Below are 23,450 nucleotides of genomic sequence, written 5' to 3' on the forward strand. Positions count from 1 at the left end.
ATTTTCCTGGAATTGCTCTAGCGGGCGGAGAAGCCCGGAGGCGTGCGGCCGACACGTGCCTTGCGAGCGGCGTAGCGTGCGTCACGCTTGGCCTTGCGCGCGGCCTCATCGGCAAGTTCGAAAGCGATGCGCTCGGAGTCCTCGGCCTCGCGGCGTTTGGCCTCTTCGGCCGCCGCGGCTTCCGCCGCAAGACGCGCCGCTTCAGCGATCGCCTCGCGCTCGGCCTTCTGGGCCGCTTCGCGCGCCAGCTTTTCCTGCTTGAGTCTTGCCTTTTCCGCCTCGCGGATGGCGCGGGCCTCAAGGATAGCCTTGCGTTCGGCCTGGCGAGCCAGCACTGTCGGATCATCCGCCGCCGGTTTTGCCTTGAAGCGCTCGAGCAGCGCCTTCTTTGCCTCGTTCGCGGCATTGCGCCGCTCGAAAATGTCTTTTTCCCTGTAGATAGCCAAGTGCACTTCCCTGCAGTCTATTCGCGACGCTTACATACGCGTGAAAGCGGCAAGTTCAAGCGCCAAAACGGTATACCAGCCATGAAAAATCCGGGCTTGTTGCCGCAGGGATACGGCTCGGCAGCGCGCGATGCACTGTTCACAGATCGCACCTCTGGCGGGCAGAACGGTAGATGGCTACCTCTAATGCCGACAAGCAACACCCATATGAACACCTCAGGATAAAACCAGATGGAACTCGGTCTCTACACTTTCGCCGATGTCAGCCCGGAGTCGGGTGTCGGCGCGATCGGCCCGCATGAGCGGCTGCGCAACCTCATCGAGGAAATCGAGCTGGCCGACCAGGTCGGCCTCGACGTGTTCGGCCTCGGCGAGCATCACCGCCCCGACTATGCCGCCTCGGCGCCGGTCGTGGCGCTGGCCGCGGCGGCCGAGCGCACGAAGCGCATCCGCCTGACCAGCGCGGTCACGGTGCTTTCCTCCGACGATCCGGTGCGCGTCTTCCAGCAATTCGCGACGCTCGACCTCCTGTCCGGCGGCCGCGCCGAGATCATGGCCGGGCGCGGCTCCTTCATCGAATCATTCCCGCTGTTCGGCTACAATCTCGAGGACTATGACGAGCTCTTCGCCGAGAAGCTCGACCTGTTGCTCGCCATCCGCGACCAGGTGACCGTGACGTGGCAGGGCAAGCTGCGCGCGCCGATCAACGGCCGCGGCGTCTATCCGCGACCGTTGCAGGAAAAACTGCCGATCTGGATCGCCATCGGCGGCACGCCGCAATCCGCCGCCCGCGCCGGCGTGCTCGGCCTGCCGCTGGCCCTGGCCATCATCGGCGGCGAGCCGGCGCGTTTCGCGCCGCTGTTCGATATCTATCGCGAGGCGGCGCGGCGCGCCGGCACCGACCCGGCAACGCTTGCCACCAGCATCAACGTGCACGGCTTCATCGCCGAAACGACCGAACAGGCGGCCGACGATTTCTACGGACCGCAGGCCGAAGTAATGAACCGCATCGGCCGCGAGCGCGGCTGGGGCCCAACCTCGCGCGCCCATTTCGACCAGGCACGCGGACCCAACGGCGCGCTCTTCGTCGGCAATCCTGAAGCTGTGGCGGAAAAGATCGTCGCCCAGCACAAGATCTTCGGCAACGACCGCTTCCTGCTGCAGATGGCGATCGGCACCATGCCGCACGCCAAGATCATGAAGGCGATCGAGCTCTACGGCACCAGGGTGGCTCCGATCGTGCGCGAGGAAACGGCGAAGGCCGCCCCCGCCATCCTGGCGCCGGTCGCCTGAGCGGCAGTCGAAGCCGGCCTCCAGATGCCAGAGCAATTCCAGGCAAAGTGTGAGCGGTTTTCCGTCCGGAATTGCGTAGAAACAAAGAGATAGAGCGGTTCGCCGTTTCCGTGAAACGGTGAAATGCGCTAGGCCTCTGGATGCCCGGCGCCGACGGCCATCATTTCGGCATGGAGCGTCTCGGTTGCCTCATCGGCCGGGAACATGCACTCGACACGCAGTTCCTGGGCGGCGACGGTTTGCGGCTCGATCTGTCGTCGCGAAAGCCTGCCCGTATTAGGCCCGGCCGGCGCGGCGGCTCAATTACACGTCATGTAATAGCGCGACCGGATGAGCGATGCCGGCGAAAGCCAGCTCATGGAACCTTGCCCGGAACTCCCGCGTTTCGGCACAAGCCTGCCATGCATTCATTGTTGGGTGGCGGGCTGCAAGGGGAACCGATGAAAGCCGAGCCGATCGCTTCGGGCGCAAGCGTTGCCGAAAGCCCTGATCCGCGTGCCGACGCCCGGGCGGACATGCGCTTGACGCGGTCGCTGGTGATCGGGATTTTCATTCTGCTGACGATCGCAGCGCTCTACTTCGCCCGTGACTTCTTTATGCCGGTGATCCTCGCCTTCCTGCTGGCGCTGACGCTGACGCCGATCGTGCGCTTCCTGCGCAAGCACGGCGTACCGGAGGTGGTTTCGGCGACGTTGCTGGTGCTGCTTTCCATCTTTGTTTTCGTCGTCGCGGGCTATCTGCTCAGCGGTCCGGTCATCGACCTCATCAACAACAGCTATTCGATCGGCCAGCAGCTCACCGAGCGGCTGGCACCATTCAAGCGGCCGCTCGAGCGGGTGATGGATCTCGCGCATCAGCTGGAGGCGCTGACCGAGACCTCGCAGGAGCCAGGCGTGCAGCGGGTCGCGGTGGCGCCTTCCGGCATCCTGTCCACGGCGGCCAGCAATATCCTGGAAGCCGGCACCTCGATCACCATCGTCTTCGTGCTGTCGCTGTTCCTGCTCGCCTCGGGCACGCTGTTCTACGAGAAGATCGTCCAGTCCTTCACCAGCATGACCCAGAAGAAGCGGGCGTTGCGCGTCGTCTATGACGTCGAGCGCGAGATCTCGCACTATCTGCTTACGGTCTCCCTCATCAATGCGGGTCTCGGCACGGTGATCGGGCTGGGCCTCTGGGGGCTCGGCATGCCCACCCCGCTGGTCTGGGGCGCGGCGGCGGCATTGCTCAATTTCCTGCCCTATGTCGGCGCGCTGATGACCGTCCTGCTCGTCGCCATCATCGCGCTGATCAGCTTCGACACGATCGCCTATGCGCTGCTGGCGCCGGCTTTCGTGGTGTTGTGCGACATCGTCGAAGGCCAGTTCGTGACGCCGATGGTGGTCGGGCGGCGCCTCGAGATCAACGCGGTGGCGATCTTCATCGCCATTGCCTTCTGGTCTTGGCTATGGGGCTTCGTCGGCGCGCTGATGGCGGTGCCGCTATTGGTCGTGATCAAGGTCTTCTGCGACCATTTCGAGGGCTTGAGCCATGTCGGCAACTTCCTTGCGGCGCAGCAGTCCATGGCCGTGGACGAGGAAGCGACCGAGAACAATCATAAATCCGCGCCCTGAAACCCCGGCATAATCTCAAACCTCGCACATTGTTTGCGGCACCGCCGGCGAGTGCCTATATCGGTCCGGTCAAGCCGGATCCTGCCTGTATGAGCGACTTCGATCTCGATGGCTATTTCGCCCGCATAGGCTATGACGGGCCAACCGACGTTTCGCTCGCCACGCTGCAGGAGCTGCACGCCGTCCACCCGCGGGCGATCCCGTTCGAGAACATCGACGCCTTGATGGGCGTTTCGGTCGGCCTGGACATCGCTTCGCTGCAGGACAAGATTTTTAGCCAGGGCCGCGGCGGTTATTGCTTCGAGCATAATCTGATCTTCATGCATGCGCTTGACGCGCTGGGCTTCACCGTCGGCGGGCTTGCCGCCCGCGTGCTCTGGGGCCAGCCTGATGACGCGATTACGGCGCGCAGCCATATGCTGCTGCGCATCGAGTTCGGCGGCCGTGCCTATATCGCCGATGTCGGCTTCGGCGGCCTGACGCTGACGGCGCCGTTGCTTTTGAAAGCCGGGCTGGAGCAGCGGACGCCGCACGAAGCCTTCCGTCTCGTCGAGACCGGCGGACAATTCCGCCTGCAGGCCAATATCGGCGGTGATTGGCGCACGCTCTACCGCTTCGACATGAGCCAAGCCTATGAGGTCGATTGCCGGGTCGCCAGCCATTTCCTGTCGACGCATCCGAGCTCGCATTTCCTGACCACGCTGGTGGCCGCGCTCGCCTTGCCCGACCGGCGCTATGCGCTGCGCAACAACCGGCTGTCGACGCATCATGCCGGCGGCCGCAGCGAGCAGCGCGAGATCGCGACGGCCGCCGAACTCGCCGACGTGCTGGAGAACCAGCTCGCCATCGTCGTTCCCGACCGCGCCGCCTTCGAGGCTAGGCTGCGGGAAAAACGCATCGTGGAGATTTGACCAATGACGGACCTTTCGGTTCTCGACCTGTCGCCGATCACGCAAGGCAGCACCGCAACGCAGTCGCTCGCCAATTCGCTCGACCTTGCCCGCCATGCCGAGCGGCTGGGCTACAAGCGTTACTGGCTGGCCGAGCACCACAACATGCCGGGCATTGCGAGCGCCGCGACGTCCGTCGTGATCGCGCATGTCGCCGGCGGCACCAAGTCGATCCGCGTCGGCGCCGGCGGCATCATGCTGCCCAACCATGCGCCACTGGTGATCGCCGAGCAGTTCGGCACGCTGGCCGCGCTTTTTCCCGGCCGCATCGACCTCGGTCTCGGCCGCGCGCCGGGCACCGACATGCTGACCGCGCGAGCGCTGCGCCGCAACCTGGAGTCCACCGATAACTTCCCGCAGGACGTGGTCGAGCTGATGGGCTATTTCCAGCCGGCCGAGGAAGGCCAGCGCATTCGCGCGGTGCCCGGCGAAGGCCAGACCGTGCCGGTCTGGATCCTCGGCTCCAGCCTCTATGGCGCGCAGCTCGCGGCACTTCTTGGCCTGCCTTACGCCTTCGCCTCGCATTTCGCGCCGGCCGAGCTCGACCATGCGCTGGAGGTTTATCGCACGCGGTTCCAGCCCTCGGCGCAGCTCGACAAGCCTTATGTCATGCTCGGCCTCAACGTCTTTGCCGCGCCGACCGACGCCGAAGCGAAGCTTCTGTTCAGCTCGCTGCAGCAGGCTTTCGTCAATCTGCGCAGCGGCCGGCCCGGCCAGTTGCCGCCGCCGGTCGAGAATTACGACCGTGATCTCGATTCCGTCGCGAAGAGCATGCTTGCCCAGGCGCTGTCTTGCGCCGTCGTCGGCTCGCCGGAAACGGTGCGCCAGGGCATCGACGCCTTCATCCGCCGCACCGGCGCCGACGAATTGATGGTGACGGCGCAGTGCTTCGATCACGCGGCGCGCGTGCGTTCCTTCGAGATCCTCGCCGACGTGCACAAATCGATGTCGAAGGCCGCCTGAGAGGGGCCGCTTTTGAATGACACACCGGTCTGCTAAGGGCGGGGACGACCTTTCCTCAACAAAGAGTTCCCCGTGACCCACGACCTCGACGACCGCATGCATTTTGCCATCGACCTGGCGCGGCGCGCCGGCGAGCTGGGCCTCAAATACTTTCGCGACCTCGACAATCTGACCGTCGAGAGCAAGGGCCACCAGGACCTGGTTTCCGAAGGCGACCGCGAGGTCGAGCTGTTCATCCGCGCGGCGATCGCCAAGGCCTATCCGCAAGACGGCATCGTCGGCGAGGAGCACGCGGCCGTGGCCGGAACAACCGGTCATATCTGGGTGATCGACCCGATCGACGGCACCGCCAATTTCGTGCGTGGCATTCCCGCCTGGTGCGTGGTGATCGCCTGCGCCAGGGATGGCGAGACAGAGGTCGGCGTCATCCATGAGCCTTCGACCGACGAGACCTTCTACGGCCAGCTCGGCGGCGGCGCCTTCCTCAACGGCAAGCCGATCAAGGCCAGCGATGCCACCTCGCTTTCGGAAGGTTCGGTCGGGACCGGGCTCTCCAACCGCGCTTCGACCAAGAACGTCGTCGTGCTCATCATCCTGATATTGGGGGAGGGCGGTGTCTTCTACCGCAATGCCTCGGGCGCGCTGATGCTTGCCTATGCGGCCTCGGGCCGGCTGCTCGGCTATGTCGAGGAGCACATGAATGCCTGGGACTGCCTGGCCGGCATGCTGCTGGTCGAGGAGGCCGGCGGCACGGTGCTGAAAGCGGACCCCAAGACCGTGATCGGCAAAGGCACCCGCGTGATCACCGGCGGCAAACACATCTTCCCCAAGCTGCAGCTGCTTTGCGAGACCGCCTTCGGATTTACGCGCTGACGGTCTGCGCGACCGCGCCCAGCGGCCGGCAGGAATTGCGGATCATCAGCCGACCCTTGAGGACGAGCTTGCGCGGCAGCGCGTCGCGGTTGCCGGCCAGCCGGTCGAGCAGAAGGTTCGCCGCCTGCTCGCCGATCGCCTGCACGGGCTGTGCCACGGTGGTCAGCTGGGGCACGAACACGTCCGACCAGGGGAAATCGTCAAAACAGGCGACCGAGATGTCCTCGGGGCAGGATAGGCCGATGTCGCGGATCGCCTTCATGGTGCCGATCACCATCGGGTTGTTGGCCGAGAAGATCGCGCTTGGCCGGTCGTGCAGCGACAAAAGCTGCATGGTGGCGTTGTAGCCGTCGATCTCGTGGAAATTGCCGGAGCGAACGAGCTCCTCAGCCACCGGCAGGCCGGCGGCCTGCAGCGCCTCGCGGTAGCCGATCATGCGGTCATGCATGGGCGATATGTCGGAGGTGCCGGTGATGTAGCCGATGCGCCGGTGGCCAAGGTGGATCAGATAGGTGACGGCGTCGAACACGGCGCGCTGGTTGTCCAGCACCACCGCGTCGGTGTCGACGCCTTCGCAGAGGCGGTCGAGCAGCACCACCGGCACGTTGGCGTCCTCGACGATGCTCTTCAAAATGCCGCCGTCGCCGACGCGCGCCACGATCAGCCCGTCGACCATGCGGTCGAGCAGCAGGCGTATCTGCTCGTCCTGCGTGTTCAGATCCTCGTCCGTGCAGCACAGCATGACGGCATAGCCGGCGCGGTCGAACGCCTGCTGGATGACCGAGACGACATCGGTGAAGAACGGGTTGGTGATGTGCGGCACGGTGAGCCCGATGGTCCGCGTGGTGCCCATCTTGAGGCTGCGGGCAATGGCGTTGCGCTTGTAGCCGATGTCGCGGATCGCCTGCTCGATACGCCGGGTAAGCTCCGGACTGACGGTGGCGGTGCCGTTGAGCAATGCCGACACGGTGGCCACGGACACACGCGCCGCTTCCGCCACATGCAGCATGGTCGGCGCTGTGGATTTCCGCTGTTTTTTCCGCCCTGACACCGTCATTTTCGAAACGTTTAGCCGCCCCTATTTGGCTAAACCTACGTAAACCCGGCGTTTTTCGCAAGAATTGAAATGCATCAATCCCCGGTGAGGAGATAGGCGCTTGACACATTCGAAACGTTTAGATTAGCGTTCGGACAGTCGAAGACGACGGAGGGAGGCCGTCCTTTTGCCATGCAGCGCGCTGATTCCATCACGACTGGCAACGCGACCGCCGACGGTCCCGCCGTCGTCCTGAGCGCGACCGGCATTTCCAAGCGATTTGGCGGCATCGCCGCGCTGTCCGATGTGAGCCTGGACCTCAGGCCCGGCGAGGTGCACGCGCTGATGGGCGAGAACGGCGCCGGCAAGTCGACGCTGATGAAGATCCTCTCCGGCGTCTATACCGATTACGAAGGCGCCGTGGCTATCGATGGCCCGCCGGTGCGTTTCACCGGTGTCCGCGACGCCGAGGACGCCGGCATCGCCATCATCCACCAGGAGCTCAACCTCGTCCCCGAGCTCAGTGTCGCCGACAACATCTTCCTCGGCCGCGAAAAGCTGATCGCCGGGCTGGTCGTCGACCGCAAGGCGAGCAGCCGCGCAGCCAGCGCGCTGCTGCGGCGGCTGGGCATCGAGCTCGATCCGGAAGCGCGGGTCGGCACGCTCAGGGTTGGCGAGCAGCAACTGGTGGAGATCGCCAAGGCGCTGTCGAAATCGGCACGCATCCTGATCATGGACGAGCCGACCTCGGCGCTGTCGCCGGCCGAGTGCGAGCGGCTGTTCCGCATCATCGGCCAGCTTGCGGCGAGCGGCGTCGCGATCGTCTATATCTCGCACCGCATCGACGAGGTGATGCACCTGGCCAGCCGGGTGACGGTGCTGCGCGACGGGCGCCATGTGATGACTGACGACATGGCGGGGCTGGGCGAAGACGCCATCATCTCCGCCATGGTCGGGCGCGACCTCCTCGCTTCCTCCGATCATGAGCGCGGCCCCGGCGACAAGGTGGTGCTCTCGGTCAGGGACCTGTCGCTGTCGAAGCCCGACCGGCATGGCTGGCGCACGGTCATCGACGGCGTCGGCTTCGACCTTGCAGCCGGCGAGATCCTCGGCATCGGCGGGCTGCTGGGTTCCGGCCGCACCGAGATCCTGGAAGCGATCTTCGGCTCCAGCGGCGGCCGCACCGGCGGCGAGATCCGGCTCGACGGCGCACCGGTCGAGATCGGCTCGCCGCGCGAGGCCCGCCGGCTCGGCATCGCCCTGGTGACCGAGGATCGCAAGACGCAAGGCCTGCATCTTCAGGCCTCGATCACCGACAATGTCGCCCTGCCCCTGGTCGGCGCGCTGGCGCGCTTCGGCTTGCGCTCGCGCTCCGGCGAACAAGGCCTTGCGCGAGAGGCGGTCGGCGCGCTCGGCATACGCTGCGAAAGCATCGAGCAGGCCGCCGGCACGCTGTCGGGCGGCAACCAACAGAAGGTGGTGATCGGCAAATGGCTGGCGACGCGGCCGCGCGTGCTTCTGCTCGACGAGCCGACGCGCGGCATCGATGTCGGCGCCAAGCGCGAAATCTACGACCTCATCTTCAAGCTCGCCGGCGACGGTTTGGCGATTGCCGTGATCAGCTCCGAACTGCCCGAGCTTCTGCATCTCGCCGACCGCATCCTGGTCATGGCGGAAGGCCGCCAGCGCGGCATCCTGTCCCGCGCGGACGCCAGCGAAGAGGCGATCATGCGGCTTGCCGCACCAAGAAGGACCGCGAGGCCCGCCGCATGAACCTCATCAGCCTTCTCTCCCGCACCAAGCTTTACTGGGGGCTGATCGCCATCTTCCTGATCGGCGTGTTCGGCTCGCCGATCAGTTCCAAGGGCAACAACATCTTTTTGTCCTACGGCAACCTGCTCGACGTGCTGCGCCAGGTGTCGACCACCGGCCTCATCGCCACCGGCATGACGGCGGTGATCCTGACCGGCGGCATCGATCTTTCCGTCGGCTCGCTGATGGCGATCTGCTCGGTCGTCTGCGCCATGCTGCTGACGGTGCCGGGCGTCACGCCGTCGGCGGCGCTCGGCGTGCCGACAACCGCGCTGGTCGCCTTGTGCCTCGGCGCGCTCGTCACCCGCTTCATCCTGCTCAACATCGAGAAATCCCGCGCCGGCGCCGAAGCCGGCCGCGAGGTGCGGCTGGACAAGGCGCGCGGGCTGGTCATCCCGGGCGTGGTCGGCGTCATCCTATGCTGCCTTTCGCTGTGGTACCTGCTGCCGCAGGTCGAGACCAAGTTCGGTGTGCTCGGCGTGCTTCTGGTGGCGCCTTGCGTCGGCCTTCTGTTCGGCACCATCAACGGCTTCATCATCGTCGCCGGGCGGCTGCAGCCCTTCATCGTCACGCTGGCGATGATGGTGACGGCGCTCGGCATCGCCAGGCTGACCGCCGGCCAGAACAATGCGGTGCTGCCGGTCTACACCGGCTCCAACGCCACCGCCGAATTCGAGATCCTGCGTTCGCTGGTGTTCGGCGTCGTTCCGATGCCGGGCCTGTTCTTCCTCGGCGCGATCGTGATCTACGGCGCGGTGCTGCGCTTCACGCCCTTCGGTCGCTATGTCTACGCCATCGGCGGCAATGAGGAGGCCGCGCGGCTTTCGGGCATCGCCGCCGGGCGCGTCAAGATCGCCACTTATGCGGTGTCCGGCCTGCTCGCCGGCATCGCGGCGGTGCTCTACGTCGCGCAATACCGGCAAGGCAAGCCCGATGCCGGCGCGGGGCTCGAGCTCGACGCCATCGCCGCCGTGGTCATCGGCGGCACCAGCCTGATGGGCGGGCGCGGCAGCCTGATCGGCACCTTCTGCGGCGTGCTGATCTTCGGGCTGCTGTCCAACATCCTGCAGCTGCACAACATCAATTCCAACCTTCAGCTGGTGCTGAAGGGAGCGATCATCATCGGCACTGTGCTCGTGCAGGAGCGCAACGCCGGCGACCTTCTCAGCTATCTGCGCCTGCCCAACGGACGGGCGGCGCAAAAGGAAACGGCCGCGGCCAAGCGACCGTCACAGGAGACCTCGTCTCTATAATCCGGAGGAAACAGGACCATGAAACGACGTGATATGCTGAAGCTCGCCACTTTCGCGGCGGCACTTCTGACGACCACTGCAATCTTGTCCGGCAACCATGCCTTTGCCCAGGACAAGAAGTGGAAGATCGGCTTCTCGCAGGTGACGACCATCGAGCCCTGGCGCGCCCAGTTCAACAAGGACATCATCGCCGAGGCCGCCAAGCACCCGGACGTCGAACTGATCATCACCGACGGCGAGGACAAGACCGAAAAGCAGGTCGCCGATGTCGAGAACCTGATCCGCCAGGAAGTCGACGCGCTGCTGGTGTCGCCGAAGGAATCGGCCGGTCTGACCGGCGTGGTGCAGCAGGCGATCGACGCCAAGATCCCGGTCTTCGTGCTCGACCGCAATGTCGACACCAAGGACTACACGCAGTTCGTCGGCGGCGACAACGCGCTGATCGGCCGCGCCGCGGGCGAATATGCCGTCGAGCTCCTGGGCGGCAAGGGCAAGGCGGCCGGCAACGTCGTCGAGATCTGGGGCGGCATGGGCACGCAGCCGGCGCATGACCGCCATGACGGCTTCCATGAGTTCACCGACAAGGAGCCGGGCATCAAGTACCTGCTCGACCAGCAGTCGGGCGACTGGAAGCAGGACCAGGCCTACAACATCATGGCCAACGCGCTGAAGACCAACGAGAAGATCGACCTCGTCTACGGCCACAACGACCCGATGGCCTATGGTGCCTATCTCGCGGCCAAGGACGTCGGGCGCGAAAAGGACATCAAGTTCATCGGCATCGACGGCCTGCCCAACGAAGGCGTGCAGATGGTGAACAAGGGCGAACTGACGGCGACCTTCACCTATGTCACGCCGGGCGCCGAGGGCCTGCGGCAGGCGGTCAAGTTCCTGAACGGCGAGAAGGTCGAGAAGACCATCACGCTGCCGACGGAAAAGGTCACCAAGGACAATGCCGCCAAGATTCTCAAGGACAACGGGCTCTAAGCCCGGGATACCCTGCCGGGCCACGCGCCCGGCAGGGCTTTTGCCAGGGCGCCGGGCGCTCTTCAAATCTCGTCGCCAGGTGCCGAACCCGTGGCGGCAACGCGGATTTCGGGCTCTTTCGCGACCGAAAGTCACGCCCGCCAGGGCAGGCCTTGCCCTGCCCGGAAGGCCTATCCGCGCGTCGTCGACCGCGCCTGTTTCAAAAAAGCGATCCGGAACAACGTGATAGCGCGATCTCGCGCCGGTCCTGCCGCAAGGCGCGGCAGCTCGCCTTCCGGCCCGCGTCGAGGCGACGGACACCTTGCGCAGAATGCTTGCGCCTTGTGTCGCCTGTTCTTATATACGCGCCAGCCGTCCGGCCTCGAAAAGCGGGGACCGCGATGGGATTTCTTGTGAACAGGGGCTTTCGTCGGAACGCCTTTTGAAGGGTCCTGAGAGCCTGCTTAGAGGAGAGACTAGAACAATGGCAAAAGTTATCGGTATCGATCTCGGCACTACCAATTCCTGTATCGCCATCATGGATGGCAAGGACCCCAAGGTGATCGAGAACGCTGAGGGCGCGCGCACGACGCCTTCCATCGTCGCCATCTCGAATGACGGCGAACGTCTCGTCGGCCAGCCGGCCAAGCGCCAGGCGGTCACCAATCCGGAAAACACCATCTTCGCGGTCAAGCGCCTGATCGGCCGCCGCTATGACGACCCGGTGACGGAAAAGGACAAGAAGCTTGTCCCCTACAAGATCGTCAAGGGCGACAATGGCGACGCGTGGGTCGAGGCCGGCGGCAAGAAGCAGTCGCCCAGCCAGATCTCGGCCATGATCCTGCAGAAGATGAAGGAGACGGCGGAAGCCTATCTCGGCGAGAAGGTCGAGAAGGCGGTCATCACCGTTCCGGCCTATTTCAACGACGCCCAGCGCCAGGCGACCAAGGACGCCGGCAGGATCGCCGGCCTCGAGGTGCTGCGCATCATCAACGAGCCGACGGCCGCGGCGCTCGCCTATGGCCTGGAGAAAAAGGACGGCAAGACCATCGCCGTCTATGACCTTGGCGGCGGCACCTTCGATATTTCCGTGCTGGAAATCGGCGATGGCGTGTTCGAGGTGAAGTCGACCAACGGCGACACCTTCCTTGGCGGCGAGGACTTCGACATGCGGCTCGTCGAGTATCTGGCGGCCGAGTTCAAGAAGGAACAGGGCATCGACCTGAAGAACGACAAGCTTGCCCTGCAGCGCCTCAAGGAAGCCGCGGAAAAGGCCAAGATCGAGCTGTCGTCGACGACGCAGACCGAAATCAACCTGCCCTTCATCACCGCTGACGCCAGCGGCCCGAAGCACCTGACGATGAAGCTCACCCGGGCGAAGTTCGAAAGCCTGGTCGAGGACCTCGTGCAGCGCACGATCGAGCCCTGCAAGGCGGCGCTCAAGGATGCCGGCCTGAAGGCCGGCGAGATCGACGAAGTGGTGCTGGTCGGCGGCATGACCCGCATGCCCAAGATCCAGGAGATCGTGAAGCAGTTCTTCGGCAAGGAGCCGCATAAGGGCGTCAACCCGGACGAGGTCGTCGCTCTCGGCGCGGCCATCCAGGCCGGCGTGCTGCAGGGCGACGTCAAGGACGTTCTGCTGCTCGACGTGACGCCGCTGTCGCTGGGCATCGAGACGCTGGGTGGCGTGTTCACCAGGCTGATCGAGCGCAACACCACGATCCCGACCAAGAAGAGCCAGACCTTCTCGACCGCCGAGGATTCGCAGTCGGCGGTGACGATCCGGGTCTTCCAGGGCGAGCGCGAAATGGCGGCCGACAACAAGATGCTCGGTCAGTTCGACCTGGTCGGCATCCCGCCGGCTCCGCGCGGCGTGCCGCAGATCGAGGTCACTTTCGACATCGACGCCAACGGCATCGTCAACGTCTCGGCCAAGGACAAGGGCACCGGCAAGGAGCACCAGATCCGCATCCAGGCTTCGGGCGGCCTGTCCGACGCCGACATCGAGAAGATGGTGAAGGACGCCGAGGCCAATGCCGACGCGGACAAGAAGCGCCGTGCCCTCGTCGAGGCGCGCAACCAGGCCGAAGCGCTGGTGCATTCTTCCGAGAAGTCGCTCAAGGATTATGGCGACAAGGTCTCGGAGGCTGACCGCACCGCGATCGCCGACGCCATCGCCGCGCTGAAGGCCGCGGCCGAAGGCGACGACCCGGCCGATATCGAGGCCAAGTCGCAGTCGCTTGCCGAAGCTTCGATGAAGCTCGGCCAGGCCATGTACGAGGCCTCGCAGAAGGAAGCGGCCGAAGCCGACGCCAAGGCGGATGCCGCCAAGGATTCGGACGTGGTCGACGCCGACTTCGAGGAAATCGACGAAGACGACGACAAGAAGAAGTCGGCCTGAGCCGGCTGACGGCGGATCATGCTAAAAGCCCGGCGCAAGGCCGGGCTTTTTTGCAACCCCAGTCGAAAAAGTGACAGAAAAACCCGGAGCGGCGCCGGCCTGGTACTAGCATCCGGGAAACATCGCTCCTAAATCCAAGAACGTGCCGGCAAACGTCGCCAACAATGCTTGAAGACATTGAGCATCCGGACAGCGGGAAAAAATGAAAGCTGATTTCTACGAAACGCTGGGCGTGCAAAAAGGCGCCGACGACAAGGAACTCAAGAGCGCTTTCCGTAAGCTCGCCATGCAGTTCCACCCCGACCGCAACCCGGGTGACGGTGCCTGCGAGCACAAGTTCAAGGAAATCAACGAAGCCTACGAGACGCTGAAGGACCCGCAGAAGCGCGCCGCCTATGACCGTTTCGGCCATGCCGCCTTCGAGCAGGGCGGCATGAACGGAGCCGCACACGGTTTCGGCGCCGGCGGCTTCGCCGACATCTTCGAGGATATCTTCGGCGACATGATGGGCGGCCGCCAGCGCCGCTCCTCCGGCGGCCGCGAACGCGGTGCCGACCTGCGCTACAACATGGAAATCACGCTGGAAGAAGCCTTTTGCGGCAAGACGGCGCAGATCCGGGTGCCGGCTTCAATCTCGTGCTCGGAATGCTCCGGCAGCGGCGCCAAGCCCGGCACGCAGCCGGTGACCTGTTCGATGTGCCACGGCCACGGCAAGGTGCGCGCCACGCAAGGCTTCTTCTCGATCGAACGCACCTGCCCGCAATGCCAGGGCCGCGGCCAGACGATCAAGGACCCCTGCCCGAAATGCGCCGGACAGGGCCGCGTCACGGAGGAGCGCTCGCTGTCGGTCAACATCCCGGCCGGCATCGAGGACGGCACCCGCATCCGGCTGGCCAATGAGGGCGAAGCCGGCCTGCGCGGCGGACCGTCCGGCGACCTCTACATCTTCCTCGCCGTCAAGCCGCACGAATTCTTCCAGCGCGACGGCGCCGATCTCTACTGCAAGGTGCCGATCTCGATGACGACGGCAGCGCTTGGCGGCTCCTTCGAGGTCACCACGCTCGATGGCACGCAGACCAAGGTCAAGGTGACGGAAGGCACGCAGAACGGCCGCCAGTTCCGATTGAAGGGCAAGGGCATGCCGGTGCTGCGCCAGCCCAATGTCGGCGACCTCTACATCCAGACGGCGGTCGAGACGCCGCAGAACCTGACGCGCCGCCAGCGCGAATTGCTGGAAGAGTTCGAGCAACTCTCCTCGAAGGACAATTCGCCCCAGTCGAGCGGCTTTTTCGCCCGCATGAAGGACTTCTTCGAGTCGTTCGGCGAAGGCTGAGGTCTTGTTGACGCAAGTCGTTGTCGCAAAACCGCTTCGCAGTTTTGAGCGACTTGCGTTCGGCTTCCCAAGCATCGTCAACACCTTATGCCAGGTTGACGCCTTGCCTTGTCCCACCCAACTGCTAAGTAGCGGATCGGGGGTGAGCATTGAGGAGAGCTCGCATGGCACGTAGTCCCGGGTTGCGCAAAGCGCTGGCGGAAAAATTCGACGACGAGCTGAAGTTCTTCAAAGGCTGGATCGACAAGCCGAAAACCGTCGGCTCGATCGTTCCCACCAGTTCCATCACTGCCCGCAAGATGGCGTCAATCGTCAATCCGAGATCGGGCTTGCCGGTGCTCGAGGTCGGCCCCGGCACCGGGGTCATCACCCGCGCCATCCTGGCCCAGGGCGTGAAGCCCGAAAACCTCTACGCGGTCGAATATTCGACCGACTTCGTGCGCCATCTGCGCGGACTCTACCCGGGCGTCAACGTGATCGAGGGCGACGCCTTCAATCTCAATGCCACGCTCGGCGACAAGCGCGACATGGTGTTCGATTCGGTTGTTTCCGGCGTGCCGCTGCTCAACTTCCCGGTCGCCCAGCGCATCGCCTATATCGAAAGCCTGCTCGACCGCATTCCCGCCGGCAGGCCGATCGTGCAGCTGACCTATGGCCCGCTGTCGCCGATCCCGCCCGGCCGCGGCAACTACACGGTCAAGCATTTCGATTTCATCATCCGCAACATCCCGCCGACGCAGCTTTGGATCTACCGAAGGGAGGGATAAGGCAGTAGGGAATAGTCAGGAAACCACTCTCCTAATGCCTAATGCCTATTCCCTACTGCCTTTTGCGAAGCAATGCCCGTGATCCCAAGAATCCTCGTCTTCGCCGGCTCGGTCCGGACCGGCGCCTTCAGCGGCCGGACCGCCGATGCGGCGCAGAAGGAACTGGCCATGCAGGGCGCCGAGGTGACGCGCATCTCGCTTGGCGATTATCCGCTGCCGATCATGGACGAGGACCTGGAAAAGGAAAAAGGCCTCCCCGAGAATGCCATCAAGCTCGGCCGCCAGATCGCGGCGCATGACGGCTTGCTGATCGCGACGCCCGAATATAACGGCTCGATCCCGCCGCTGCTCAAGAACAGCATCGACTGGGTGAGCCGGATACGGCGCGACGGCAGCCGCGCGTTCAGGCCACTTGCCGGCAAGCCCGCAGGGCTCTGCTCGTCGTCGGAGGGCAAATTCGCCGGCATACGCTGCATCAATCATCTGCGCGCTGTGCTGGTGCGTTGCCAGATGGAGGTGATCACGCCGGAATGCTCGGTCTCCGAGGCCGACACGGCGTTCGCCGAGGACGGACAGTTCAGGGACGCCAGACTACATCAATCGATGGAGCGCCTATGCCGTACACTGATCGAAACCTCGCGCATGCTGTCGACCAGGATCGAGGTGTGATCAATTTCGCGGAGGCCGGCACGATGCGGGAGCGGCTGATCGTCGGGCTCGACCTGGCGACGCCGAAGGAGGCCGAGAGAGCGGTGCGCGAGCTCGAAGGCACCGTTTCCTTCTACAAGATCGGCTACCAACTCGCCTTCGCCGGCGGATTGGACTTCGCGCGGGAACTCGCCAGCGGCGGCACCAAGGTGTTCCTCGACATGAAGCTGCTCGACATCGACAACACGGTCGCCAAGGGCGTCGAAAACATCGTCAGGATGGGCATGACGATGCTGACGCTGCATGCCTACCCCAGGGCCATGAAAGCAGCGGTCGAGGCGGCCAAGGGCAGCGATCTGTGCCTGCTCGGCGTGACGGTGCTGACCTCGATGGACGAGCAGGACGTGATCGACGCCGGCTATGAATACGACCCGCACACGCTGGTGCTCAGGCGCTCCGAACAGGCGCTGCACGCCGGCATGGGTGGCATCGTCTGCTCGGCGGAGGAAGCTGAAGCGGTGCGCCGGATCGTCGGACCCGACCTGGCGGTGGTGACGCCGGGCATCCGGCCGGCCGGCAGCGACCATGGCGACCAGAAACGCGTGGTGACGCCGGCGCAGGCGATCCGCAACGGCGCCAGCCACCTGGTCGTCGGCCGGCCGATCGTCGCGGCGCCGGACCGGCGCGCGGCGGCCGAGGCAATTCTCGCCGAAATGCAATCCGCCTGAGGACCAGTTTCGAAATTCTACTCCAGCGGTCATCTGGCGGCGTTTTCTGCGCTTCCGGTGCTCACGTACTTTAAGTACGCTCCGGCCTTCGCCGGCCGAAGCCCCCATAAGTCTCCGTTCCATGAAGGTTACGGCCGGCGAAAGCCGGTTCTCGAAACACCACCAGCTGGCTCGCCGGAGCGACTTTCGGAACTGGTCCTCGTTCGCGAAAACAGACAGGAGAAAGAGAATGCCTAAGGGATATTGGATCGCCCGTGTCGATGTGCGCGACGCCGAGGGCTACAAGGACTATGTCGCCGCCGCGAAGCTCGCCTTCGACCGCTTCGGCGCGAAGTTCCTGGCGCGCGGCGGCGAGCACGAAAAGGCCGAAGGGCCGGGCCGGGCCCGCAACGTCATCATCGAGTTCGAATCGCTTGCGGCGGCGCATGACTGCTACCACTCGCCGGAATACCAGCGCGCCGTCGCCATCCGCCAGAAAGTGGCCGACGGCGAGATCGTGCTGGTCGAGGGCATCTAAAGCGCGTCGCGCGGAAACGGATTCACGCGACGCGCTTTAGGCCGTTGCTTGATGCATGTCGTTGTCGCAAAACCGAGGCCACTTTTGCGCGACATGCATTAGACCCGTCAGTGCAGCGTGTGCCGCTCGTCGATGGCGAGCGATTCCGCCTCATGCCGGTGGCCATGGATTTCATAGCCGACGACGGTGACCGCCGGCGCCAGCGTCAGGATGATCAGGCAGGCCGCCATGTCGACGCCGGCAATGGCGGCGATGACGGCAAGCGCCACGACCGCCGCCGTGGCCAGCAGCAGCCAGATGTGGAACGGATCGAAGCGCCGCACGAGATAATAGTAGAGCGCATAGATCCCGCCGAGGAAGATGGCGAGCGGGATCGCGGTTGAGAGCAGCGTCGCCAGCGGCCCGATATGCGCCTTGTGCTCGATGAAATAGGCCGCGACATGCAGGCCGGCGCCGGTGGCGACGATCGCGGCCACGATCAGCATCTGGCCGTAGCCCCAGACGAATGAGCGGTCGCGGTGCGCATGCAGGATCGGTGCCGACGGCAGCATGTAGTAGCACCACCACATACCGAAGGTGAGACCGGTGCCTGCTACGCCGACAAGCGCGGCATCGAGGTTCCAGCCCTGCTCCTCGACGACGGCCGACAACGAGGCCAACGTACCGACAACCCCTTCGCCGAGCGCGATGATGGCGAACAGGCTGTAGCGTTCGGCCATGTGATGCGCATGCCAGGGCGTGCCGCCATTCCTGCGCTCGGCGAGCACGGGCCCGACAAGCTCGACCAGCAGCAGGACGACGGCGAGCACGGCGCTGGTCTCGATCGAGAAATCGACCAGGATCTGCACCACCCAGCCGACCTGGGCGATGGCGATGGCCGTGACATAGATGAGGCAGATGCCGCGCCGCGCGGGATCCTGCCTTGCCGCGCGCAGCCACTGGAAGATCATGGCGACGCGCATGATGACGTAGCCCAGCACCATGACGGAATTGTCGAGATGCTCGCCATGCTCGATCGAGGCGAACATGCGCGGCAGGCCGATGGCCAGCACCAGCACGCCGATCATCTGCACCATGGTGATGAGCCGGAAGACCCAGTCGTCGGTGTCATAGGCCGAGGAGAACCAGGAGAAATTGATCCAGGCCCAACAGATGGCGAAGCTGGCGAAGCCGAAGCCGAGCAGCCCGGCCGCGTAGTGGCCCTCGGCCAGGGCATGCGCCAGTTGCGAGGAGGCGAGGCCGAAAGCGGTGACGAAAGTCAGGTCGAAGAGCAGCTCGAGCGGCGTGGCGACGCGATGCTCCTCATGCGGGTCGCGGCCGCTCATGCGCTTCAAATGATGGTGGAGACTTTGAACGCTGACGGGCGTTGTGTTCATTGCGCGGCTCTCGTTGACACAGCCGCGACAGTAGAGGCGACGAATGAAGCGTCAAGGCGCGGCTATCGCGCCGAGAGCCTGTCTCAACCAAAGAGCCGGTTGGCCGCCGTCTCCGCCATTGCATCGGCGAGGCTCAGGCCCCACTGCCTGCGGCAATAGTCGCGAAAATCGAAACAGGGCAGGCCGGGGCACACCTCGAACTCGATGAGATGCACGGTGTCGTCGGCCTCGACCCTGAAATCGACGGAAAAGACATCCCGCAGGGCAAGGCCGCTTATCAGTTTTTGGGCAATGGCGCGGATCTTCCGGTCGGCCGCCGGCTGGCTCGAGGCGACGGGCTCGAGCTCCGGCTCGGCGTAGGTGCCTGCATCCTTCGCGGCCTGGCCGGTTTCGCCGTAGAGCGCCATCGAGTCGGCCATGGTCAGGAAGTCGCCGCCGGAATCGACGAAGAAGATGCCCAAAGCCTCGATGCCGGTTTCGGGTTTCAACCCGAGGAAGCTCGCGCGCACGTTGCGGCCGGCGACATAGGGCTGGACGACGACGTCGTCGCGATAATGGGAAAAGACACGCCGGCTAAGCTCCAGCGCATGGCCGAGATCGGTGACGCGGGAATCCGGCCAGATGCCGATCTTGGCGCCGAGCCGGTTGGGTTTCACGAACCAGCCGGCAGGCGACGTCGGCGGCTCGACAAGCCATTCGCCGTGTCGGGCAAGGCCCGCTTGCGGCGCCGGAAGACCGAGCGCGCCAAGCACGGCGCCGCAGCGGAACTTGTCCTGGCAAAGCGCGAACAGCGAATCGTCGGCGCCGATGGTGCGCAGGCCGTTGAGGCGGGCGAGCGCGGGCGCGGCGCCGCCACGGAAATAGGCGATGCCGTCGGTCAGCGTCCAGACCAGCGCGATGTCCGGGCGGGCCTCGGCAAGGGCGTTTGCGGCGGCATCCAGTTCCACCGGTACGAAGGCGAAGCCGCGCTTGTCGCAGGCGGCGGCCAGCGCATCCAAATCGGGCGCGAGATCGGTCGACTGCGCCAGGTAAGACGATATCTCGGCGGCGCGGTCCGGCGCATGGCCGTCTGCGACCAACCGGTCGAAGCAAGCCTTCTCGGGCTCATGGACGAGGATCAGCTTGGGATTGCTACGCGGCATGGATGGACTGCTCTGGATGGACGCCAGCCGTCACCATCGCATGGCGCCCATGATTGGCTTGCGGGAAACCGACCGGGCCAGACGGTTGCGCGACAGCGCCGCGCCGTTCCGCTCAGGCGATCAGCACCCGCGGCTCGAAGCGGCCTTTGACCGGAATGTCGAGCAGGAAGGTCATGCCGGCCTGCGGATCGAGCGCGCGCTGCTTCTCGTCCTTGCCTTTCCAGGCCGAGGTCACCGCCAACCGGTCGGCTTTCTGGCCGACAAAGGCCGGGCAGGACGCCTGCGTCACCGGCATGGCGATCTCGCGCAGCAACGTGCCGTCCGGCGCATAGGCCTTCACCGCCCTGCCGCCCCAGACGGCGTTCCAAAGCACGCCGTCGCGGTCGACGACCGAACCGTCGACATAGCCTTTCGAGGATCGATGGTCGACGAACACTTTCACTTCACCGGCCGGCAGGCCGGTCGCCGGATCGCAGGCGACGCGCATCAGAAGCCCGGTCGCGGTGTCGGTGTAGTAGGCGATTTTGCCGTCCTCTGAGAAGCAGATGGAATTCGAGACTGTGATGCCCGAAAACAGCCGGTGCAGCTCGCCCTTGAAGAACCAGTAGATCGAGCCGGCGCCCTTCTCCTCGTCCTTGCCCATCGTGCCGGTCCAGAAGGCGCCGCAGGGATGAACGCGGGAATCGTTGGAGCGCGTCAGCGGGTTGTCGGCCTCGATCGGCGTGTGCAGCGTCAGCCTGCCGGTCTTGACGTCCCGAACCTGCAGGCCGACCTCGGTGGCGATGAGCTGGCGATCGTCGTCGATGACGGCGATGGCGCTGGCCATGACGCCGAGATCATGCACCTTCAGCGCGCCGGCGAGCGGCTTTTCCAGAAGCTTGCCGTTGACGATGTCGAACCAGAACAGCGTGTCGGTGGCGGGATCGTAGCTCGGGCCTTCGCCGAGCTCGCAGATATGGTCGGAAAAAACCGAAACGCCGTCCATCACGCCACTCCGAAAGCTTCATCCCAGGCGGCGACCGCGGCGCGGGCGCGCTGCGCCACATCCTCGACCGTCGCGCCCGGCTTGTAGAGGCTCGACCCCAGGCCGAAGACGCTGACGCCGACCGCCTTGTAGCCGGCAAAATCCTTGTCGGAAACGCCGCCGACGGCGCCGACCAGCGTCGTTGCCGGCAGCACGGCGCGGATCGCCGCGATGCCGCTCGATCCAAGCACGCTGGCGGGGAAGAATTTCAGCGCCGAGGCGCCAAGCCGGATCGCCTGGAAAGCCTCGGTGGGCGTGAACACGCCTGGCATCGTCACCATGCCATGATGCATGGCGCGGCCCATGACCTCGGCATCGATGTTGGGGCTGACCAGCAGGCGTCCGCCAGCCTTGTGCAAAGCATCGACGTCCGTCGCCGCCAGCACCGTGCCGGCACCGATCAGCGCGGTCTGCGGGAGCGCCTTGACCAGATCGGCGATGGAGACGAACGGCTCCGGCGAATTGAGCGGCACTTCGATCGCCTCGATGCCGGCATCATGGATCGCCCGTCCGATCGCCAGGGCTTCGGAAGGCTTCAAGCCGCGCAAGATGGCGACAAGGCCGCGTTTCAGCTTCGGGAAGGGTGCGGTCTGGCTCATCAAGCGCCTCCAATCATGCCGTTCTCGCGCGCGGCCTCGAAGAGACCGACGCGCACAGCTTCATCGGCGTCGACAGTGCGAAAAGCAAGGCCGGCAAGGCCGAGCGCGGCGCCATAAAGCGTAGCCAGCGCGCCGGAGGCGACCAGCGCCACCGGCGCATCGCTCGCGCCATAGCGGCGCCTTGCCGAGGCGATCTCGCCGCCGATCAGAAGTCCGGACAGGCATGCCGCCGCATCGGCGGGCCGCAGATCCTGCAAAAGTCCGGCGGCGCGGATGGCAAACAGTTTCGAGGTGACGTCACCACCCTCGCCCAAGGCCCGCTCGCACCACTGACGAAAGAATGGGCTGTCCGCGGCGACCGGAGCGGGATGCTCGCCCAGCGAATGTTTCAGGATCGAGTGCGTGGCCAATACAGAGAACAATTCGCCGGTCGGCCAGGTGCCAAAACCTTCGACGGCGCCATCCTCGACCGCGACCCATTTGGAATGCGTGCCGGGCATGCAGACGAGATGGCGTCCCTTTGCCGGCAAACCGGCGCCGGCAAGCTGGGTTTCCTCGCCGCGCATGACATCCGGTGCTTCGGCCAGGCGCTGCGCGAGGCCTGGCACGATGCGGATATCGCGGCTCGAGCCCTCGATGCGGGTGGCGCCGCGCAGGATGGCGCCGATCGGCGCCGGCACGGTGACGTAGGGCGCCTCGATCCAGCCTTGCCGGGAACCGGCCATGCCGCAGATGATGACAGGCAACGTGTCCGGTGCGCCGATAGCGCCAAGATGGCCTTCCAGCACGTTGGCAAAACCTTTGTCGCGGGCGGTGATCAGCCCGTCGTCGCCGCGCCGCTCGGCAAGAACCTTGCCCGAGGCGTCGAGCAGCCAGGCCCTCAGCCTTGTCGTGCCCCAGTCGAACGCGGCGACGGCGGGCGCCGGGCTCACAGGAAGCCTCCGTCGACGATCAACATCTGCGCGGTCAGCATGCGCGAGGCATCCGACGCCAGGAACAGCACCGTGCCCACCATGTCGTCGGGCTGCATCACTTGCTTGATGCATTGCTTGGCGACATGGGCGGCAAGCCCCTCATCGGTGACCCAAAGCTCGCGCTGCCGCTCGGTGATGACCCAGCCCGGCGCCACCGCGTTGACGCGGATGCGGTCGCCGCCGAGCTTGCCGGCAAGGCCCTTGGTCAGGCCGAGTATGCCTGCCTTGGCCGCGGTGTAGGCGGGCATGTCGGGGTGGTTGATCAGATAGGAGGTGGAGGTGAAGTTGATGATCGAGCCGCCGCCGGCGCGCTTCATGCCGGGCGCCACGGCCTGCGCGGTGAAGAAATGCGGCCGCAGATTGACGGCGAGGTTGTTATCCCAGAACTCGACCGTGACGTCTTCCACGGCATGGCGCTCGTCGAGCGCGGCATTGTTGACCAGCGTCGTCACGTCGCCATGCGCTTCAGCCGCCCTGGCTGCGGCGGCGCGCAGCGCCTCGATGTCGCGCAGGTCGGCCTTGAGATAGAGCGGGCGGCGGCCAAGCTCCTTTTCCAGCCGGTCGGCAAGGGCAGTGCTTGGCTTGTCGGCGATATCGATGAAGGCGACTTTCGCGTTCTGCCGCATGAAGCCTTCCGTCAACGCGGCGCCGATGCCGGAGCCGCCGCCGGTGATCAGCACCGAGGCGCCGTCGAGGTCGGCGAAACGCGCCGATGGCATCATGATCGCTTCTCCCTTTG

22 protein-coding genes are annotated in these 23,450 nt (G+C 65.0%); 14 read left to right on the forward strand and 8 right to left on the reverse strand.

The window, feature by feature from the left end:
* Nucleotides 1-17 precede the first annotated feature (17 nt).
* Nucleotides 18-446 (reverse strand): DUF6481 family protein, encoded by a 429-nt coding sequence (locus tag FJ957_RS20500; RefSeq protein WP_140641967.1) that lies wholly within the window; start codon nt 444-446, stop codon nt 18-20.
* Between the two features lie 231 nt (nt 447-677).
* On the opposite strand from FJ957_RS20500, the gene FJ957_RS20505 reads away from it, so the two are divergent.
* The 5 genes from FJ957_RS20505 (at nt 678) to FJ957_RS20530 (ending at nt 6,135) form a co-directional block, all read left to right on the forward strand.
* A complete protein-coding gene (locus tag FJ957_RS20505) occupies nt 678-1,739 on the forward strand; it encodes an LLM class flavin-dependent oxidoreductase (protein ID WP_140834566.1) in 1,062 nt (353 codons plus the stop codon).
* Nucleotides 1,740-2,179: 440 nt separating this feature from the next.
* Nucleotides 2,180-3,349, forward strand: a complete 1,170-nt coding sequence (locus FJ957_RS20515) for an AI-2E family transporter (RefSeq protein ID WP_140834571.1) — start codon at nt 2,180-2,182, stop codon at nt 3,347-3,349.
* 89 nt (nt 3,350-3,438) lie between these two features.
* Nucleotides 3,439-4,260 carry an arylamine N-acetyltransferase gene (locus FJ957_RS20520; protein ID WP_140834576.1) on the forward strand — a complete coding sequence of 274 codons (822 nt, stop codon included), beginning with the start codon at nt 3,439-3,441 and terminating at the stop codon, nt 4,258-4,260.
* A gap of 3 nt (nt 4,261-4,263) precedes the next feature.
* Nucleotides 4,264-5,262 carry an LLM class flavin-dependent oxidoreductase gene (locus FJ957_RS20525; protein WP_140834581.1) on the forward strand — a complete coding sequence of 333 codons (999 nt, stop codon included), beginning with the start codon at nt 4,264-4,266 and terminating at the stop codon, nt 5,260-5,262.
* Nucleotides 5,263-5,334: 72 nt separating this feature from the next.
* The gene (locus tag FJ957_RS20530; protein ID WP_140834583.1) at nt 5,335-6,135 is read left to right on the forward strand and encodes an inositol monophosphatase family protein; all 801 of its coding nucleotides are present in this window, start codon (nt 5,335-5,337) and stop codon (nt 6,133-6,135) included.
* Here the strand turns inward: FJ957_RS20530 and FJ957_RS20535 are convergent.
* Nucleotides 6,125-7,144: a LacI family DNA-binding transcriptional regulator gene (locus FJ957_RS20535; protein ID WP_140709223.1), complete on the reverse strand. Its 1,020-nt coding sequence runs from the start codon at nt 7,142-7,144 to the stop codon at nt 6,125-6,127. The genes FJ957_RS20530 and FJ957_RS20535 overlap by 11 nt on opposite strands.
* A gap of 219 nt (nt 7,145-7,363) precedes the next feature.
* Here FJ957_RS20535 and FJ957_RS20540 point away from each other — a divergent pair, with 219 nt between their 5' ends.
* The 9 genes from FJ957_RS20540 (at nt 7,364) to FJ957_RS20580 (ending at nt 17,596) form a co-directional block, all read left to right on the forward strand.
* Nucleotides 7,364-8,944, forward strand: coding sequence for a sugar ABC transporter ATP-binding protein (locus FJ957_RS20540; protein WP_140834585.1), 1,581 nt, complete (start codon nt 7,364-7,366; stop codon nt 8,942-8,944).
* Nucleotides 8,941-10,236 carry an ABC transporter permease gene (locus tag FJ957_RS20545; RefSeq protein ID WP_140641985.1) on the forward strand — a complete coding sequence of 432 codons (1,296 nt, stop codon included), beginning with the start codon at nt 8,941-8,943 and terminating at the stop codon, nt 10,234-10,236. The genes FJ957_RS20540 and FJ957_RS20545 overlap by 4 nt, the downstream gene beginning before the upstream one ends.
* An 18-nt stretch (nt 10,237-10,254) precedes the next feature.
* Complete coding sequence (locus FJ957_RS20550) at nt 10,255-11,223, forward strand: substrate-binding domain-containing protein (RefSeq protein ID WP_140834587.1); 969 nt, start codon at nt 10,255-10,257, stop codon at nt 11,221-11,223.
* Nucleotides 11,224-11,686: 463 nt separating this feature from the next.
* Nucleotides 11,687-13,603 carry a molecular chaperone DnaK gene (gene dnaK, locus FJ957_RS20555; protein WP_140641989.1) on the forward strand — a complete coding sequence of 639 codons (1,917 nt, stop codon included), beginning with the start codon at nt 11,687-11,689 and terminating at the stop codon, nt 13,601-13,603.
* A 202-nt stretch (nt 13,604-13,805) separates the two neighbouring features.
* Entirely contained in the window at nt 13,806-14,936 is a 1,131-nt protein-coding gene (gene dnaJ / locus FJ957_RS20560) for a molecular chaperone DnaJ (protein WP_140834590.1), read from the forward strand.
* A gap of 164 nt (nt 14,937-15,100) precedes the next feature.
* Nucleotides 15,101-15,703 (forward strand): phospholipid N-methyltransferase PmtA, encoded by a 603-nt coding sequence (pmtA, locus tag FJ957_RS20565; RefSeq protein WP_140654565.1) that lies wholly within the window; start codon nt 15,101-15,103, stop codon nt 15,701-15,703.
* Between the two features lie 72 nt (nt 15,704-15,775).
* The gene (locus FJ957_RS20570; RefSeq protein ID WP_140834592.1) at nt 15,776-16,372 is read left to right on the forward strand and encodes an NADPH-dependent FMN reductase; all 597 of its coding nucleotides are present in this window, start codon (nt 15,776-15,778) and stop codon (nt 16,370-16,372) included.
* A 23-nt stretch (nt 16,373-16,395) separates the two neighbouring features.
* Nucleotides 16,396-17,079: an orotidine-5'-phosphate decarboxylase gene (gene pyrF, locus FJ957_RS20575; RefSeq protein WP_246685906.1), complete on the forward strand. Its 684-nt coding sequence runs from the start codon at nt 16,396-16,398 to the stop codon at nt 17,077-17,079.
* A 229-nt stretch (nt 17,080-17,308) separates the two neighbouring features.
* The gene (locus FJ957_RS20580; RefSeq protein ID WP_040986451.1) at nt 17,309-17,596 is read left to right on the forward strand and encodes a DUF1330 domain-containing protein; all 288 of its coding nucleotides are present in this window, start codon (nt 17,309-17,311) and stop codon (nt 17,594-17,596) included.
* A gap of 107 nt (nt 17,597-17,703) precedes the next feature.
* On the opposite strand, the gene FJ957_RS20585 is transcribed toward FJ957_RS20580, so the two are convergent.
* The 6 genes from FJ957_RS20585 to FJ957_RS20610 form a co-directional block, all read right to left on the reverse strand.
* On the reverse strand, nt 17,704-18,972 hold the full coding sequence (locus FJ957_RS20585) for a low temperature requirement protein A (protein WP_210243249.1): 1,269 nt from the start codon (nt 18,970-18,972) through the stop codon (nt 17,704-17,706).
* 83 nt (nt 18,973-19,055) lie between these two features.
* A complete protein-coding gene (locus tag FJ957_RS20590; RefSeq protein ID WP_140834595.1) occupies nt 19,056-20,114 on the reverse strand; it encodes a D-alanine:D-lactate ligase-like protein in 1,059 nt (352 codons plus the stop codon).
* 112 nt (nt 20,115-20,226) lie between these two features.
* Complete coding sequence (locus FJ957_RS20595) at nt 20,227-21,099, reverse strand: SMP-30/gluconolactonase/LRE family protein (protein WP_140834597.1); 873 nt, start codon at nt 21,097-21,099, stop codon at nt 20,227-20,229.
* Nucleotides 21,099-21,737, reverse strand: a complete 639-nt coding sequence (locus FJ957_RS20600; protein ID WP_140834600.1) for a 2-dehydro-3-deoxy-6-phosphogalactonate aldolase — start codon at nt 21,735-21,737, stop codon at nt 21,099-21,101. Before FJ957_RS20600 ends, FJ957_RS20595 begins: the two co-directional genes overlap by 1 nt.
* The gene (locus FJ957_RS20605; protein WP_246685900.1) at nt 21,737-22,669 is read right to left on the reverse strand and encodes a 2-dehydro-3-deoxygalactonokinase; all 933 of its coding nucleotides are present in this window, start codon (nt 22,667-22,669) and stop codon (nt 21,737-21,739) included. The genes FJ957_RS20600 and FJ957_RS20605 overlap by 1 nt, the downstream gene beginning before the upstream one ends.
* The gene (locus FJ957_RS20610; RefSeq protein ID WP_140834611.1) at nt 22,666-23,433 is read right to left on the reverse strand and encodes an SDR family oxidoreductase; all 768 of its coding nucleotides are present in this window, start codon (nt 23,431-23,433) and stop codon (nt 22,666-22,668) included. Before FJ957_RS20610 ends, FJ957_RS20605 begins: the two co-directional genes overlap by 4 nt.
* Nucleotides 23,434-23,450: the final 17 nt, after the last annotated feature.

It is taken from the genome of Mesorhizobium sp. B2-4-6 (assembly GCF_006442775.1).
Lineage (GTDB): Bacteria > Pseudomonadota > Alphaproteobacteria > Rhizobiales > Rhizobiaceae > Mesorhizobium.

What these genes read in the sequence shown, in the direction of transcription:
- FJ957_RS20590 (WP_140834595.1), bottom strand. Translation starts at nt 20,114, where the DNA reads ATGCCGCGTAGCAATCCCAAGCTGATCCTCGTCCATGAGCCCGAGAAG.
- FJ957_RS20610 (WP_140834611.1), bottom strand. Translation starts at nt 23,433, where the DNA reads ATGATGCCATCGGCGCGTTTCGCCGACCTCGACGGCGCCTCGGTGCTG.
- pmtA (WP_140654565.1), top strand. Translation starts at nt 15,101, where the DNA reads ATGGCACGTAGTCCCGGGTTGCGCAAAGCGCTGGCGGAAAAATTCGAC.
- pyrF (WP_246685906.1), top strand. Translation starts at nt 16,396, where the DNA reads ATGCGGGAGCGGCTGATCGTCGGGCTCGACCTGGCGACGCCGAAGGAG.
- FJ957_RS20520 (WP_140834576.1), top strand. Translation starts at nt 3,439, where the DNA reads ATGAGCGACTTCGATCTCGATGGCTATTTCGCCCGCATAGGCTATGAC.
- FJ957_RS20585 (WP_210243249.1), bottom strand. Translation starts at nt 18,972, where the DNA reads ATGAACACAACGCCCGTCAGCGTTCAAAGTCTCCACCATCATTTGAAG.
- dnaJ (WP_140834590.1), top strand. Translation starts at nt 13,806, where the DNA reads ATGAAAGCTGATTTCTACGAAACGCTGGGCGTGCAAAAAGGCGCCGAC.
- FJ957_RS20570 (WP_140834592.1), top strand. Translation starts at nt 15,776, where the DNA reads ATGCCCGTGATCCCAAGAATCCTCGTCTTCGCCGGCTCGGTCCGGACC.
- FJ957_RS20595 (WP_140834597.1), bottom strand. Translation starts at nt 21,099, where the DNA reads ATGGACGGCGTTTCGGTTTTTTCCGACCATATCTGCGAGCTCGGCGAA.
- dnaK (WP_140641989.1), top strand. Translation starts at nt 11,687, where the DNA reads ATGGCAAAAGTTATCGGTATCGATCTCGGCACTACCAATTCCTGTATC.
- FJ957_RS20580 (WP_040986451.1), top strand. Translation starts at nt 17,309, where the DNA reads ATGCCTAAGGGATATTGGATCGCCCGTGTCGATGTGCGCGACGCCGAG.
- FJ957_RS20515 (WP_140834571.1), top strand. Translation starts at nt 2,180, where the DNA reads ATGAAAGCCGAGCCGATCGCTTCGGGCGCAAGCGTTGCCGAAAGCCCT.
- FJ957_RS20540 (WP_140834585.1), top strand. Translation starts at nt 7,364, where the DNA reads ATGCAGCGCGCTGATTCCATCACGACTGGCAACGCGACCGCCGACGGT.
- FJ957_RS20600 (WP_140834600.1), bottom strand. Translation starts at nt 21,737, where the DNA reads ATGAGCCAGACCGCACCCTTCCCGAAGCTGAAACGCGGCCTTGTCGCC.
- FJ957_RS20535 (WP_140709223.1), bottom strand. Translation starts at nt 7,144, where the DNA reads ATGCTGCATGTGGCGGAAGCGGCGCGTGTGTCCGTGGCCACCGTGTCG.
- FJ957_RS20550 (WP_140834587.1), top strand. Translation starts at nt 10,255, where the DNA reads ATGAAACGACGTGATATGCTGAAGCTCGCCACTTTCGCGGCGGCACTT.
- FJ957_RS20545 (WP_140641985.1), top strand. Translation starts at nt 8,941, where the DNA reads ATGAACCTCATCAGCCTTCTCTCCCGCACCAAGCTTTACTGGGGGCTG.
- FJ957_RS20525 (WP_140834581.1), top strand. Translation starts at nt 4,264, where the DNA reads ATGACGGACCTTTCGGTTCTCGACCTGTCGCCGATCACGCAAGGCAGC.
- FJ957_RS20505 (WP_140834566.1), top strand. Translation starts at nt 678, where the DNA reads ATGGAACTCGGTCTCTACACTTTCGCCGATGTCAGCCCGGAGTCGGGT.